Source organism: Kitasatospora sp. NPDC127116, assembly GCF_042677365.1.
Taxonomy (GTDB): domain Bacteria; phylum Actinomycetota; class Actinomycetes; order Streptomycetales; family Streptomycetaceae; genus Kitasatospora; species Kitasatospora lactacystinica.
The window spans coordinates 35,245-48,635 of the sequence record NZ_JBHXTL010000077.1; the positions used below are offsets into that span (position 1 = coordinate 35,245).

The 13,391-nt window shown below is 73.8% G+C and carries 13 protein-coding genes and 1 pseudogene; 7 read left to right on the plus strand and 7 right to left on the minus strand.

Translation table 11 applies throughout. The features are described from left to right. Positions 1-118: 118 nt before the first annotated feature. From ACFVHV_RS27615 to ACFVHV_RS27625, 3 genes are all read left to right on the plus strand, one after another. Positions 119-535, plus strand: a complete 417-nt coding sequence (locus ACFVHV_RS27615; protein WP_359912276.1) for a (2Fe-2S) ferredoxin domain-containing protein — start codon at positions 119-121, stop codon at positions 533-535. 150 nt (positions 536-685) lie between these two features. Then, positions 686-940, plus strand: coding sequence for a hypothetical protein (locus ACFVHV_RS27620; RefSeq protein WP_359912273.1), 255 nt, complete (start codon positions 686-688; stop codon positions 938-940). Between the two features lie 196 nt (positions 941-1,136). Continuing rightward, positions 1,137-2,804, plus strand: coding sequence for a metallophosphoesterase family protein (locus ACFVHV_RS27625; RefSeq protein WP_359912270.1), 1,668 nt, complete (start codon positions 1,137-1,139; stop codon positions 2,802-2,804). 60 nt (positions 2,805-2,864) lie between these two features. Here ACFVHV_RS27625 and ACFVHV_RS27630 read toward each other — a convergent pair whose 3' ends face one another. Beyond that, positions 2,865-3,197: a YnfA family protein gene (locus ACFVHV_RS27630; RefSeq protein ID WP_359912267.1), complete on the minus strand. Its 333-nt coding sequence runs from the start codon at positions 3,195-3,197 to the stop codon at positions 2,865-2,867. Positions 3,198-3,228: 31 nt separating this feature from the next. After that, positions 3,229-4,443, minus strand: coding sequence for a pyridoxal phosphate-dependent aminotransferase (locus ACFVHV_RS27635; protein WP_359912264.1), 1,215 nt, complete (start codon positions 4,441-4,443; stop codon positions 3,229-3,231). A 97-nt stretch (positions 4,444-4,540) separates the two neighbouring features. Between ACFVHV_RS27635 and ACFVHV_RS27640 the strand changes: the two are divergent. Beyond that, positions 4,541-4,894, plus strand: a pseudogene (locus ACFVHV_RS27640) (winged helix-turn-helix transcriptional regulator); the annotation flags it as partial. 251 nt (positions 4,895-5,145) lie between these two features. Beyond that, on the plus strand, positions 5,146-5,937 hold the full coding sequence (locus tag ACFVHV_RS27645; RefSeq protein WP_380354369.1) for an SGNH/GDSL hydrolase family protein: 792 nt from the start codon (positions 5,146-5,148) through the stop codon (positions 5,935-5,937). A gap of 6 nt (positions 5,938-5,943) precedes the next feature. On the opposite strand, the gene ACFVHV_RS27650 is transcribed toward ACFVHV_RS27645, so the two are convergent. Continuing rightward, positions 5,944-6,606: a GNAT family N-acetyltransferase gene (locus ACFVHV_RS27650; protein ID WP_359912258.1), complete on the minus strand. Its 663-nt coding sequence runs from the start codon at positions 6,604-6,606 to the stop codon at positions 5,944-5,946. 129 nt (positions 6,607-6,735) lie between these two features. Between ACFVHV_RS27650 and ACFVHV_RS27655 the strand changes: the two genes are divergently transcribed. Next, positions 6,736-7,674, plus strand: coding sequence for a pentapeptide repeat-containing protein (locus ACFVHV_RS27655; protein ID WP_380354372.1), 939 nt, complete (start codon positions 6,736-6,738; stop codon positions 7,672-7,674). A 64-nt stretch (positions 7,675-7,738) separates the two neighbouring features. Here the strand turns inward: ACFVHV_RS27655 and ACFVHV_RS27660 are convergent, their stop codons facing one another. The 4 genes from ACFVHV_RS27660 to ACFVHV_RS27675 all read right to left on the minus strand — a co-directional run bounded on the left by ACFVHV_RS27660 (position 7,739) and on the right by ACFVHV_RS27675 (position 10,627). Then, on the minus strand, positions 7,739-8,473 hold the full coding sequence (locus tag ACFVHV_RS27660; protein ID WP_359912252.1) for a tyrosine-protein phosphatase: 735 nt from the start codon (positions 8,471-8,473) through the stop codon (positions 7,739-7,741). A gap of 9 nt (positions 8,474-8,482) precedes the next feature. Continuing rightward, positions 8,483-9,136: a TetR family transcriptional regulator gene (locus tag ACFVHV_RS27665; RefSeq protein ID WP_380354375.1), complete on the minus strand. Its 654-nt coding sequence runs from the start codon at positions 9,134-9,136 to the stop codon at positions 8,483-8,485. A gap of 106 nt (positions 9,137-9,242) precedes the next feature. Beyond that, positions 9,243-10,142: an aminoglycoside phosphotransferase family protein gene (locus ACFVHV_RS27670; RefSeq protein ID WP_380354378.1), complete on the minus strand. Its 900-nt coding sequence runs from the start codon at positions 10,140-10,142 to the stop codon at positions 9,243-9,245. 92 nt (positions 10,143-10,234) lie between these two features. Continuing rightward, positions 10,235-10,627 (minus strand): PPOX class F420-dependent oxidoreductase, encoded by a 393-nt coding sequence (locus ACFVHV_RS27675; protein ID WP_359912243.1) that lies wholly within the window; start codon positions 10,625-10,627, stop codon positions 10,235-10,237. A gap of 178 nt (positions 10,628-10,805) precedes the next feature. On the opposite strand from ACFVHV_RS27675, the gene ACFVHV_RS27680 reads away from it, so the two are divergent. Next, the gene (locus tag ACFVHV_RS27680; RefSeq protein WP_380354380.1) at positions 10,806-13,298 is read left to right on the plus strand and encodes a Tex family protein; all 2,493 of its coding nucleotides are present in this window, start codon (positions 10,806-10,808) and stop codon (positions 13,296-13,298) included. Positions 13,299-13,391: the final 93 nt, after the last annotated feature.

Genomic DNA, 13,391 nt, shown 5'->3' on the forward strand with positions numbered 1-13,391 from the left:
GTGTTGCGGCCCGTGGGCCGTGCGCATCCTAAGGGTCTGGCGGGCGCCCCCTGGCCTGCGGGTACAGTGCGGGGGCCGGTGCGGAGCGCGCCGCCGACCACGAGGGGGAGCAGAGCCGATGAGCCGCCGAGAGCGCGACGGTGCCCGGGACCGCAAGCGGGGCGCCGGTGCCCCCGTGACCGTCACGGTCTGCCGGGGCTGCTGCTGCGGCACCGAGGCCAAGCACCCCGGGGTGGACCATGCGGGCCAGTACGAGCGGCTGCGGACGGCGGTGGGTTCGGCGGGCCGGGTCCGGGCGGTCAAGTGCCTGGACGTGTGCACCCAGTCGAACGTGGTGGTGGTCGGCCCCTCGGCGGAGGGCCGGGCGGCGGGCGGCCGGCCGGTCTGGCTGGGCTTCGTGCTGATGGACGAGATGATCGACGAGATCGGCGCCTGGGTGCGCGCGGGCGGCCCGGGCCTGGCCGATCCACCGGGGCTGCTGGACCTCCAGTTGATCTCGGTGTCCCGGCGGGTCCGCGAGGGCCTGCCGGAGTGAGGCCGGGCTCCGGTCCTACCGGATGATCGTCGGATCATGTCTACCCGGGGCGAACCCGGGTCGGTCCGGGTGCCTTCACCACTACCATGACCGGTGGCGCCGGGCCCTCGCGGACGGCGCCGAGCCGATTCCGCGCGAGGGAGGAAGCCGATGACGACGGTCTGCCGCATCTGCGCGGGCACCGGCCGGACCGCCGGTCTCAGCTGCCGGACCTGCCAGGGCACCGGCACCACCGAGGTGGGCGGCGGGGGCGGCAACTGCTTCCTCTGCGACGGCACCGGGGTGTACGTGCGCTACCGGGTGGACGCGACCGGGGCCAAGCACGCCTACCGGGACGAGATCTGCCGCACCTGCGACGGCACCGGCAACCGGGCCGCCACCCAGTGGGACGAGCCCTCCGGCTGAGGACGGCCCCGGCCCGGGTCCGGTGACGCCCACTCAGCCCGGGGGACCGGTGGGGGCCATGATGCGGCGTCGAGACGGTACGGGTACGCCCTTTACCGAATCATGGTCGAACATTGGCGTTCGAATGACGGGTACGCTGCGACCCGTTCACCCGGCGTCCGTGCGCGATCAACGTGCCGCTGGAAGAGTCCCGCGCATGGATATCCCCAACATGGGCGTGCCGGCCAAGCTTGCCGACCGCATGAGCATGGCCGAGCAGCACGAGTACCTGCGGGCCCGTTTCTCCCGCCGCCGGATGCTGCGCGCCGGTGCCGTGACCGTGGGCGCCGTCGCCGTCGGCGGCGCACTGGGCAGCGGGACGGCCTTCGCCGCCCCGGCCGGCCCGCAGCTGCTGACCGGTGGCACGACCAGCGGCATCGACGGCGCGCTGGTCGCGCCGACCGGCCGTCACCTCCAGTTCGGCCCCGAGCCGGACACCCAGTTCCGCGTCTCCTGGCAGGTGCCGGCCCCGGTCAAGAAGCCGTTCCTGCGCTTCGGAAAGACCCCGTGGGAGCTGAGCCACAAGGTCCAGGCCGAGGTCCGCGCCCTGCACACCCCGGCGCTGACCCCCAACAGCCAGCCGGTGGACCAGTACTACCTGCACGTGGCGCTGGAGGACCTGCGCCCCGACACCGTCTACTACTACGGTGTCGGCCACGAGGGCTTCGACCCGGCCTCGCAGCAGCAGATCTCCACCCTGCACACCTTCCGCACCGCGCCCTCCCGCGACCACCGCTGGGGCAAGGTGTACGAGCCGTTCACCTTCACCGCCTTCGGCGACCAGGGCGTCAGCGCGCACGCGGCCGGCAACGACCACATCATCAAGGCCCAGAACCCGGCCTTCCACCTGCACGCCGGCGACATCTGCTACGCCGACCCGGCCGGTTCCGGCACCGACCCGGACAAGTCCGTCTTCAACGCGAAGACCTGGGACGACTTCCTGGTGCAGACCGAGACGGTCGCCGCCGAGATCCCGTGGATGGTCGCGTACGGCAACCACGACATCGAGGCCTGGTACTCGCCGAACGGCTACGGCGGCGAGAACGCCCGCTTCTTCCTGCCGAACAACGGCCCGGACCCGCGCGCCGTCCCCGGCGTCTACACCTTCCGCTACAAGAACGTCGGCGTCATCTCGCTGGACGCCAACGACGTCTCCTACGAGATCCCGGCCAACCTGGGCGTCTCGGCGAACAAGCAGACCAAGTGGCTGGAGCGCACCCTCAAGGACCTGCGCAACGACGAGACCGTCGACTTCGTCGTGGTCTTCTTCCACCACTGCGCCTTCTCCACCACCGTCGCGCACGCCTCCGAGGGCGGTGTCCGCGAGGCCTGGGTGCCGCTGTTCGAGAAGTACCGGGTGGACCTGGTCATCAACGGCCACAACCACATCTACGAGCGCACCGACGCGATCCTCGGGAACAAGGTCTCGAAGCAGGTGCCGAGCGGCGCCACCATCGAGCCGGCCAAGGACGGCGTGGTCTACGTCACCGCGGGTGCGGCCGGTCGCAGCCTGTACAAGTTCGACGTGCCGGACACCTACGAGGGGCACGAGAACCACCAGGACGAGGTCAAGACCTACTACTGGAGCAAGGGCAAGGTGAAGACCCCCGAGACCATCCAGTGGTCGCGGGTGCGCTACACCGGCTACTCCTTCATCAAGGTCGACGTCACCCCGAAGCACCTGGGCCAGAAGTCGGTCATGAAGGTCACCGCGCTGGCCGAGGACGGCACGCAGATCGACAACTACACGATCCTGCGCACGGTCGGCGAGGGCTGGGACTCGAACCGCGACGACGACGGCCAGGGCGGCGGCTGGGGCTGGTAGTCCCCGAGCGGCCGGCGCTCCCCGGACGCGCCCGACGGGCCCCGGCGGTGAGGGAGGACCTCAGCGCCGGGGCCCGTACATGATGACGCCGACCCCGGCCAGGCAGACCAGCGCGCCCAGGACGTCGTAGCGGGTCGGGCGGAAGCCGTCCACGACCACGCCCCACAGCAGCGAGCCGGCCACGAACACCCCGCCGTACGCGGCCAGCACCCGGCCGAAGTTGCTGTCCGGCTGCAGGGCGGCCACGAAGCCGTACGCGCCGAGCGCCACCACCCCCAGGCCGGCCAGCCACCACGGCCGCTGCTCGCGCACGCTCTGCCAGACCAGCCAGCAGCCGCCGATCTCGGCGACGGCGGCGAGGACGAACAGGGCGACGGAGCGAAGGACGGTCATGCCGTCGAGCCTAAGGGTGTGTCCCGGGGCGTCAGCTCTGGCGGTACGTGGCCAGGAAGCGCCCGATCCGGTTGACGGCCGTCTCCAGGTCGTCGGCCCGGGGCAGGGTGACGAAGCGGAAGTGGTCCGGGCGCGGCCAGTTGAAGCCGGTGCCCTGGACGACGTGGATCTTCTCGCGCAGCAGCAGGTCCAGCACGAACCGCTCGTCGTCGACGATCCGGTGCACCGCCGGGTCCAGCCTGGCGAAGGCGTACAGCGCGCCCTTGGGCTTGACGCAGCTGACGCCGGGGATCTCGTTGAGCGCCTTGACGGCGATGTCGCGCTGCTCGGTGAGCCGGCCGCCGGGCAGCACCAGGTCGTTGATGGACTGGTGGCCGCCGAGTGCCGCCTGCACGGCGTACTGGGCGGGCACGTTGGGGCACAGCCGCATGCCGGAGAGCATGGTCAGGCCCTCCAGGTAGTCGGTGGCGTGCTGCCGGGGGCCGGAGACGACCAGCCAGCCGCTGCGGAAGCCGGCCACCCGGTAGGACTTGGAGAGGCCGTTGAAGGTGAGGGTCAGCACGTCGTCGGCCAGGGCGGCCAGGCAGTGGTGCTCGGTGCCGTCGTAGAGGATCTTGTCGTAGATCTCGTCGGCCAGCACCATCAGGTGGTGGCGGCGGGCCAGGTCGAGGATGCCCTCCAGCAGTTCCTTCGGGTAGACGGCGCCGGTGGGGTTGTTGGGGTTGATGACGACGATCGCCTTGGTGCGGGCGGTGATCCTGGCGGCGATGTCGTCCAGGTCCGGGTACCACTCGGCCTCTTCGTCGCACAGGTAGTGCACGGCCTTGCCGCCGGCCAGCCGGACCGCGGCCGTCCAGAGCGGGTAGTCGGGCATCGGCACGAGGACCTCGTCGCCGTCGTCCACCAGCGCGGTGACGGCCATCTGGATCAGTTCGGAGACGCCGTTGCCGAGGTAGACGTCGTTGACGCTGACGCCCTGGACCCCGCGCTGCTGGTAGTACTGCACCACCGCCCGGCGGGCCGGCAGGATGCCGCGCGAGTCGCTGTAGCCGTGCGCCTTGGGCAGGTTGCGGATGATGTCCTGGATGATCTCCTCGGGCGCCTCGAAGCCGAACGGGGCCGGGTTCCCGGTGTTCAGCCGCAGCACGCTGTGCCCGGCCTCCTCCAGGGCGTTGGCCTGGTCGACCACCGGGCCCCGGATCTCGTAGCACACGTCATTCAGCTTGCTGGACTGTCGAAACTCCATCTGCGGCCTCCCGACCGTCACCACCGCTCCGTTGCTTCAGCTTTGTTCTACCAAGTGTGTACTTGGAAAGTCCAACCTCTTGGCTATGCTGATCCACATGTCACGCCGAAGCTACGACCAGTACTGCGCCGTCGCCCGCGCCCTGGACGCGGTGGGGGAGCGCTGGAGCCTCCTGATCGTCCGTGAGCTGCTCGGCGGCCCGCGCCGCTACACCGACCTGCACGCCGACCTGCCCGGCGTCTCCACCGACATCCTGGCCGCCCGGCTCAAGCAGTTGGAGGCGGAGGAGCTGGTGACCCGCCGCCGGCTGGAGCGGCCCGCCAATGCGACGGTCTACGAACTGACCGGGCGGGGCCGTGAACTGCGGCCGGTCGTCGAGGCGCTGGGGCAGTGGGGGCTGGCCGCCCTCGGCGAGCAGCGGCCCACCGACGCCGTGCGCGAGCACTGGTTCACGCCCCGCGTGGCGGAGGAGCCGGCGGCGGTCGCGGCCGGCTGACGACCGCGGGCGTGCCCGGTCACCCGGACGGGGCGGCGGCAAGGCCCCCGTCGCCGACCGCCGCCCCGTGTGCCCTCAGAGTGTCCCGGGCCGATAAACGAACGATCGGCGTGCGATGAGCGCCGGGGCCCGTCGCCGCCCCGGACGGGCACGCACGTACGATCGTCGGACCGCCGGAGTCGTTCCAGGAGAGCGGAGGCCAGCCCGTGCCCACCCCCTACCGCAGCTATGTCGCCGTCGGCGACTCCTTCACCGAGGGCATGGGCGACGACCTGCTGCCGGACGGCCACTACCGGGGCTGGGCCGACCGGGTCGCCTCGGCACTGGCCGCCGAGCGCACCGACGCGCAGCCCCCGGAGGCCGGCTTCCGGTACGCCAACCTCGCCGTCCGCGGCAAGCTCATCGGCCAGATCCACGACGAGCAGCTCGCCGCCGCCACCGCGATGGGGGCCGAGCTGGTCACCCTGGCCGGCGGCCTCAACGACGTGCTGCGCCCCGGCTGCGACATCGACGCGGTGGAGCGGCTGCTCGGTCGCTGCGCCGCCGGGCTGCGCGCCACCGGCGCCACCGTCGTGCTGTTCACCAGCACCGACCCCACCCGGCGCATGGCCGGCAGCGCCCGGCTGCTGCCCGCCATCCTGCGGATGAAGGCCTTCGTCCAGGAGCTGGGCCGGCAGGACGGCTTCGCCGTGGTCGACCTGTTCTCCGCGCCCTGCTTCGACGACCGCCGGCTGTGGGCCGAGGACCGCCTGCACCTCTCGCCCGAGGGTCACCGCCGGGTCGCCGCGGGAGTGCTGGAGGCGCTCGGCCGCCCCGCGGCCTTCGACTGGCGCGCCCCGCTGCCCGCCGCCGCCCCGGCCGGGCGCGCCGAGCGGCTGCGCGAGGACGCCCGCTGGCTGGGCACCCACGTCGGCCCGTGGATCGGCCGCCGCCTCACCGGCCGCTCCTCCGGCGACGGCCGCCCGGCGAAGCGGCCGGAGCTGCTGCCGTACCGCTGAGGCCCGCTACTCCCCGGCGCCGGCGCCCGGCGCGTCGAGGACCAGGCTCGCCATCGGGGCGTGGGTGGTCCAGCCCATCGCCTCGTAGAGCGCCCGTCCCTCCGGCGTGCCGACCAGTACGCCGGTGTGCGCGCCCCGCTCGTGCGCGGCGGACTGGAGCGTTCGCATCACCAGGACGCCCAGGCCCCGGCGGCGGTGCTCGGGCACGGTGGTGATCTGGTCCGGTACGGCCACCGGGCCGGCCAGGCCCGCCTGGCCGCGCGCGGCGAGGTGCCCGTCCCCGGTGCGCACCAGCGCCCGGAGGACCCCGCCCCGCTCCCAGGCGGTCACGGTGTACCCGGCCGGGACCTCGGGCCGCTCGGCGGCGAGCGGCACGCTCATCAGGAAGCCCGGCGCGTCCAGGCGCCACCGCTCGTCCAGCCAGGGGCGCACCGTGGCGTCCTCGGCGAACAGCTTCAGCCAGGTGGTCGGCGCGGTGACGGTCTCGGCGAGCTTGCGGACGTCGGCCTCGGTCGGTTCCGGCAGCACGTGCCGGCCCACCTCGCCGGCCGGCGCGCCGACGTCGATGCTCCAGCCCCAGGGCTGGTCCACCGGCTCGGCGGAGCCGCGCGAGACGGCCCAGCCGGAGATCCACATCCGGACCAGGTCCCTGGTGTCCGGTTCCCGCATGTCGCCCACCCCCGTGTGTAATGGTCTCAAAGGCAGTGCACAGCTTACCGGCAGCGAGGGTCGTCGGGCCAGTAGGATTTCCGGGTTCACGGCGCCGCCCGGCGCCGACTGCTGGAAGGACCCCGGAACGTGCGCGAGACCGAGCCGCCGCAGGACCCCACGGCGGCCGCGCCGACCCCGCTGGAATCCGACTGCGGCAGCTGCTTCGGCCTCTGCTGCGTCGCGCTGCCGTTCGCCGCCGGCAGCGACTTCGCCATGAACAAGGCGGCCGGCAGCGCCTGCCACAACCTCCGGACCGACTTCCGCTGCGGCATCCACGCCCAGCTGCGCGACCGGGGCTTCCAGGGCTGCACGGTCTACGACTGCTTCGGCGCCGGGCAGCGGGTCTCCCAGGTGACCTTCGGCGGCCGCAGCTGGCGCGAGGAACCGGACAGCGCCAAGGCGATGTTCGACGTCTTCCCGGTCGTGCGGCAGCTGCACGAGCTGCTCCGCTACCTCACCGAGGCGCTCACCTTCGCCGCCGCCGCTCCCGTCCACGACGAACTGCGGCAGGCGCTGGCGCAGACCGACCGGCTGGCCGGCGGCACCCCCGAGGAGATCCTCGCCGTCGACGTCCCGGCCCACCGGCAGCGGGTCAGCGAGCTGCTGCTGCGCGCCGGTGAACTGGTCCGCGCCGCCGTCCCGCGCCGCCGCGAGCTCCGGGGCGCCGACCTCTTCGGTGCCCGCCTGCGCGGCGCCGACCTGCGGGGGGCCAACCTGCGCGGCGCCCTGCTCGTCGCGGCCGACCTCTCCGGCGCGGACCTGCGCCTCGCCGACCTGGTCGGCGCCGACCTGCGGGACGCCGACCTGGCCGGCGCGGACCTCGGCACGGCCCTCTTCCTCACCCAGGCCCAGCTCAACGCCGCCCGCGGCGACGCCACCACCCGCCTCCCGGACGGCCTCACCCGGCCCGCCCACTGGCCCGAGACCGCCCCGGCCCCGGCGGCCGGCGGCCGGGCCGGAGGAGGGGCCGGGCCCCGCTCCGGCAAGGGCGGCAGCCGCCCCGCCCGGGGCGGACGCCGACGCTAGGGCGTCTCCGACATCTCCGGAAGCCCCGGCGGGCCGGCCGACTTCCCGCGCGGGGAGGCGGGGCTCAGCCGGTCAGCAGGCGGGCGCGCAGAGCGGCGGTCTGCTCCCGGTCGATGCCGAGGGTGCCGGTGAGGTAGGCCTCGACCGAGCCGTAGCGGTCGGCGAGGCCGGCGAGGGTGAGCCGGATGACGGCCTCCGGGGCGCGCCCGAAGGCGGGCCAGCGCAGGGTGCGGCCGGGGTGGGCGGCGTGCCAGTCGGCGACGAAGTGCGGGGTGGCGAGCTCGGTGAGGGCGAAGTCGGCGGCGATGTCGTCCTCGCCGGCGCCGAGCAGGGTGAGCAGCAGGGCGGCGATCAGCCCGGTGCGGTCCTTGCCGGAGGCGCAGTGGAAGACCACCGGGGCGTCGGCGGCCGTGATCACGTCCAGGGTCTGGCGGATCTCCTTCACCCCGTCCTCGGCGACCTCGGCGAAGCGGTCGGCGAGGTAGCGCCACGGGTCGAGCTCCGGGTCGATCTCGGCCTGGTCGTACGGGCGGTGCTCGATCGAGAGGTTGTGGTACTCCAGGCCCTCGAACGCGGGCACCCGGCCCTTGGCGGCGATCTCCCAGGGGTAGCGCAGGTCGATCACGGTCCGCACGCCGAGGGCGTGCAGCCGGTCGAGGTCCGCGGGGGAGTCGAGCTTGCCGAGCGAGTCGGAGCGGTACAGCAGCCCCCACCGGACGGAGCGTCCGCCGGCGGCCGCGTAGCCGCCCAGGTCGCGGAAGTTGTGCAGGGCATCGAAGGAGTGGTGACGAGTCGTCATGCGCGCACTCTAGTCAGCGGCGGGCCGCTCGCCGGGGGGTGGGCCGTAGCCGTGGGCGAGCAGGCCGAAGGCGCCGGTGGCGTCCCCGACGGCCTCGGCGTACAGCTCGTCGGCGGTGCGGCCGTCCCGGATGCGGCGCCAGTTGTGCAGGGCGAGGACCCGCTGGGTGGCGGTGACCTGGGCGGCGAGCAGGGTGGCGGTGAGCTCCTGCGGCCCGGGCAGGCCGGGGCTCGCGCGCAGTGCCTCGGCCAGCGACTGCTCGGCGCGGGCCACGTACTCGCCGACCCGGGCGGCCAGGCTGGGGGTGCCGTGGACCAGGCCGGTGAAGGCGAGCACCGCGGGGTGGTCGTTGAGGCCGGTGACCGGGTCGCGCCGGGTGAGCCCGGCCAGGAAGTCCCGCAGCAGCGCGTCGAGCACCGGTTCGCCGGGCGGCCGGGCGCGGACCACCTCGGCGGCCTGCTCCTGGTGGTCGGCGAAGCGGTGGACGACCAGGTCCTCCTTGGTGGGGAAGTAGGAGAACAGCGTCGGTTTGGAGACCTCGGCGGCGGCCGCGACGTCGGCCACCGACACCCGGTCGAAGCCGTGCTCCAGGAACAGCGCGATGGCCGCCTCGGAGATGGCCCGCCGGGTCCGCTCCTTCTTCAGCTCCCGCAGTCCCGTCATGCGCCTCAGGCTAGCAGCGGGGATTGACCGGGACAGGTTTTGGACCCGGTCCTCCGGCGGGCGTGTCCCGGCCCGGGAGGGCCGCCACCGCGTACGGCGGACGCCCCTAGACACCGCGGTCGGCGAGCACCTCGCGGACGACGTGGCGGGCGTTGGCGGTCAGCGCCTGGTCGGTGTGGCGGTAGTACGGGATCGTCACCAGGGCGATGGAGAACGCCCAGGCGCGGCCGCGGGCCCACATCGCCTCGTCCGCGCGCAGGGCGGTGCGGAAGGCCGGACGGGCGGCGGCGGGCAGCAGGTTCCAGGCGACGATCAGGTCGGCGGTCGGGTCGCCGACGCCCATCAGGGCGAAGTCGATGACGGCGGAGAGCCGCCCGGTGGGGGCGAGCAGCAGATTGCCCGGGGTGAGGTCGCCGTGCATCCAGACCGGCGGGCCGGCGTACTCGGGCAGCCGAAGCGCCTTGTCCCACAGGGCGGTTGCGGCGCCCGTGTCGATCGAGCCGGAGAGCTGGGCGATGGCCGCGCGGGTGGCGCCGTCCCGGGAGGCGAGCGGGGCGCTGCGCTGGGAGGGCGGGGCGCCGGCCGGGTCGACGGCGCGCAGCGCGTTGACGAAGCCGGCCAGGTCGCGGGCCAGGGCCTGGGGCGCGGCCAGCGCGTTGACGGCCGGGTTGGCGCCGTCCAGCCAGTGCAGCACCGACCACTCCCACGGGTAGCCGGCGGCGGGCCGGCCGACCGCGAGCGGCGCCGGGACGGGCAGCGGCAGTCGCGGCGCCAGCCGGGACAGCCACTGCTGCTCCCGCCGCAGGCCCCCGGCGGCCCACTCCACCCGGGGCAGCCGGACGGCGAGTTCGGGCCCGAGGCGGAACATCGCGTTGTCCGCCCCGGGGGCGGGGACCGGGGTGATCGGAAGGCGCTCCCACTGCGGGAACTGGACGGAGATCAGCCGACGGACCAGGGCCGCGTCGACCACCGGCCCGTCGGGGTGCATCCGGGTGGCAGCGCACATGCCCGGCAGCGTACAGCGCTGGTCGTTACCGTTCAGCCCGATTCCCGAACTGCGCACATTCCGAAGGCCATTCGAAAGCGATCGGCGGACGATCAGTCGAAGGTGACCCGCACCCCGATGGTGCCGCCCTTGCCGAAGCGCAGCACGTTGGCGGTCAGCGCCACCGCGCACAGCAGCCCGTACTTGCGCCGCAGCAGCTTCCGGTAGGCGGGCGCCCGGTCCGGGTCCAGCACCGCGGCGGCCGGCACCTGGGCGCCGAGCAGGTTCCCGCGGATGTCGCTCGGCCCGACCAGCACGTCCGAACGGTTGCGCAGGCGCTTGACCTTGCCCGTCTTCGTGACGGTGGTGAAGACCAGCGCGTCACCGTCGCGCGCGACCCACACCGGGGTGGCGACCGGAGTGCCGTTCCTCCGGTACGTGGTGAACAGCAGGTACTTGGCGGCGGCGAGCCGCTCCAACTCGGCGGCGGCATCCAGAGTGTCCATGCCCGCCAGCCTAGGAAGCGGCAACTGGGCCCCGCTCAAGCCTCGGTGGAGCCGCCCGGCACGGCACCGGACGGCGCGCCACGCCCGGCCGTCCCGGGTGCGGCCGGGCGTCGTCGTCGGCACCTGCCAGAATGCAGGGCGTACGGCGCAAGCACTGATGGAGAAGGTGACCGGCTTCGTGACCACGGCAGTCGAACAGGTGGCCCGGCAGGCCCAGCAGGCGATCGAGCGGAAGATTGCCGAGGAGCTGGGTGTCCGCGAGGGGCAGGTGAAGGCTGCCGTCGACCTGCTCGACGGCGGCTCGACCGTCCCCTTCGTGGCCCGCTACCGCAAGGAGGTCACCGGTTCCCTCGACGACGCCCAGCTGCGCGCCCTGGAGGAGCGGCTGCGCTACCTGCGCGAACTGGAGGACCGCCGGGCGGCCGTCCTGGAGTCGATCGAGGCCCAGGGCAAGCTGGACGACGCGCTGCGGGCCCGGGTGCTCGCCGCTGACTCCAAGGCCCGGCTGGAGGACATCTACCTGCCGTTCAAGCCGAAGCGGCGCACCAAGGCGCAGATCGCCCGCGAGGCCGGCCTGGAGCCGCTCGCCGACACCCTGCTGGCCGACCCGGGCCAGGACCCGGCCGCGCTGGCCGCGCGGTACCTGAACGAGTCGGTCGCGGACGGCCCCGCCGCGCTGGAGGGCGCCCGGGCGATCCTGGTCGAGCGCTTCGGCGAGGACGCCGACCTGGTCGGCTCGCTGCGCGAGCGGATGTGGACCCGCGGCCGGCTGGTCGCCCGGGTCCGCGACGGCAAGGAGGGCGACGGCGCCAAGTTCGCCGACTACTTCGACTTCGCCGAGCCGTACACCAGGCTCCCCTCGCACCGCATCCTGGCGATGCTGCGCGGCGAGAAGGAGGAGGTGCTCGACCTCGACCTCTCCCCGTACGACGGCGAGTCCGAGGGCGACCTGCCCGGCGGGAACGACTACGAGCAGCGCATCTCCGCCCGCTTCGGCATCGCGGACCGCGGCCGCCCGGCCGACAAGTGGCTCGGCGACACCGTCCGCTGGGCCTGGCGCACCCGCATCCTGGTCCGGCTCGGCATCGACCTGCGCGCCCGGCTGCGCGCCGAGGCCGAGGAGGAGGCGGTGCGGGTCTTCGCCGCCAACCTGCGCGACCTGCTGCTCGCCGCCCCGGCCGGCACCCGCGCCACCATGGGCCTGGACCCGGGCTTCCGCACCGGCGTGAAGGTCGCCGTGGTGGACGCCACCGGCAAGGTCGTCGCGTACGACACGATCTACCCGCACCAGCCCGCCAACAAGTGGGACGCGGCCCTGGCCACCCTGGCCGCGCTGGCGGCGAAGCACGGCGTCGACCTGGTCGCGATCGGCAACGGCACCGCCTCCCGGGAGACCGACAAGCTCGCCGAGGACCTGCTGGGGCGCCACCCCGAGCTGAAGCTCACCAAGGCGATGGTCAGCGAGGCCGGCGCCTCGGTGTACTCGGCCTCCGCGTTCGCCTCGCAGGAGCTGCCGGAGCTGGACGTGTCGATCCGCGGCGCGGTCTCGATCGCCCGCCGGCTCCAGGACCCGCTGGCCGAGCTGGTCAAGATCGACCCCAAGTCGATCGGCGTCGGCCAGTACCAGCACGACCTGAGCGAGGTGAAGCTCTCCCGCTCCCTGGACGCCGTGGTCGAGGACTGCGTCAACGCCGTCGGCGTGGACGTCAACACCGCCTCGGCCCCGCTGCTCACCCGGGTCTCCGGGATCACCGGCACGCTGGCCGACAACATCGTGGCGCACCGCGACGCCAACGGCCCGTTCCGTACCCGCAAGCAGCTCAAGGACGTCTCCCGGCTCGGCCCCAAGGCCTTCGAGCAGTGCGCCGGCTTCCTGCGCATCCCCGGGGGCGCGGACCCGCTGGACGCCTCCAGCGTGCACCCCGAGGCCTACCCGGTGGTGCGCCGGATCCTGGCCGCCACCGGCGGGGAGCTGCGCGAGCTGATCGGCAACGGCGAGCGGCTGCGGGCGCTGCGTCCGGCGGACTTCGCCGACGACACCTTCGGCGTCCCGACCGTCACCGACATCCTCGGCGAGCTGGACAAGCCGGGCCGCGACCCGCGCCCGGCCTTCCGCACCGCGACCTTCAAGGAGGGCGTCGACAAGATCGGCGACCTGGAGGTCGGCATGGTGCTGGAGGGCGTGGTCACCAATGTGGCCGCCTTCGGCGCCTTCGTGGACGTGGGCGTCCACCAGGACGGGCTGGTGCACGTCTCGGCGCTGTCGAAGAACTTCGTCAAGGACCCGCGCGAGGTGGTCAAGCCCGGCGACATCGTCAAGGTCCGGGTGCTCACGGTGGACGTGCCGCGCAAGCGGATCGGGCTGACCCTGCGGCTGGACGACGAGGTCGGGCGCGAGCGCGGCGGCGACCGCGGTGACCGGGGCGACCGGGGCGACCGCCAGGGCCGCCCGCCGCGCCAGGAGCGCCGCGGCGGCGGTCAGGGCAACCAGGGCGGTCAGGGCGGCCGTGGCGGCCAGGACCGGCGCGGGAGCGGTGACCGGGGCAACGACCGGGGCGGCTCCGGCGGCGGTGCGCCCGCCAACAGCGCCATGGCGGACGCGCTGCGCCGCGCGGGCCTGACCGGCGGTGGCGACGGCGGCTCGGGCGACCGGCGCTCCGGGCGGCGCTGAGCCGGGACGGACGGATCACGGCCGGGGGCGGGGGGGGCGGCGGCCAGCAGCCACCCCCACCCCCAACCCCCAAACAAAATAAAAACAAACAAA

What these genes read in the sequence shown, in the direction of transcription:
- ACFVHV_RS27615 (WP_359912276.1), top strand. Translation starts at nt 119, where the DNA reads ATGAGCCGCCGAGAGCGCGACGGTGCCCGGGACCGCAAGCGGGGCGCC.
- ACFVHV_RS27620 (WP_359912273.1), top strand. Translation starts at nt 686, where the DNA reads ATGACGACGGTCTGCCGCATCTGCGCGGGCACCGGCCGGACCGCCGGT.
- ACFVHV_RS27625 (WP_359912270.1), top strand. Translation starts at nt 1,137, where the DNA reads ATGGATATCCCCAACATGGGCGTGCCGGCCAAGCTTGCCGACCGCATG.
- ACFVHV_RS27630 (WP_359912267.1), bottom strand. Translation starts at nt 3,197, where the DNA reads ATGACCGTCCTTCGCTCCGTCGCCCTGTTCGTCCTCGCCGCCGTCGCC.
- ACFVHV_RS27635 (WP_359912264.1), bottom strand. Translation starts at nt 4,443, where the DNA reads ATGGAGTTTCGACAGTCCAGCAAGCTGAATGACGTGTGCTACGAGATC.
- ACFVHV_RS27650 (WP_359912258.1), bottom strand. Translation starts at nt 6,606, where the DNA reads ATGCGGGAACCGGACACCAGGGACCTGGTCCGGATGTGGATCTCCGGC.
- ACFVHV_RS27660 (WP_359912252.1), bottom strand. Translation starts at nt 8,473, where the DNA reads ATGACGACTCGTCACCACTCCTTCGATGCCCTGCACAACTTCCGCGAC.
- ACFVHV_RS27665 (WP_380354375.1), bottom strand. Translation starts at nt 9,136, where the DNA reads ATGACGGGACTGCGGGAGCTGAAGAAGGAGCGGACCCGGCGGGCCATC.
- ACFVHV_RS27670 (WP_380354378.1), bottom strand. Translation starts at nt 10,142, where the DNA reads ATGTGCGCTGCCACCCGGATGCACCCCGACGGGCCGGTGGTCGACGCG.
- ACFVHV_RS27675 (WP_359912243.1), bottom strand. Translation starts at nt 10,627, where the DNA reads ATGGACACTCTGGATGCCGCCGCCGAGTTGGAGCGGCTCGCCGCCGCC.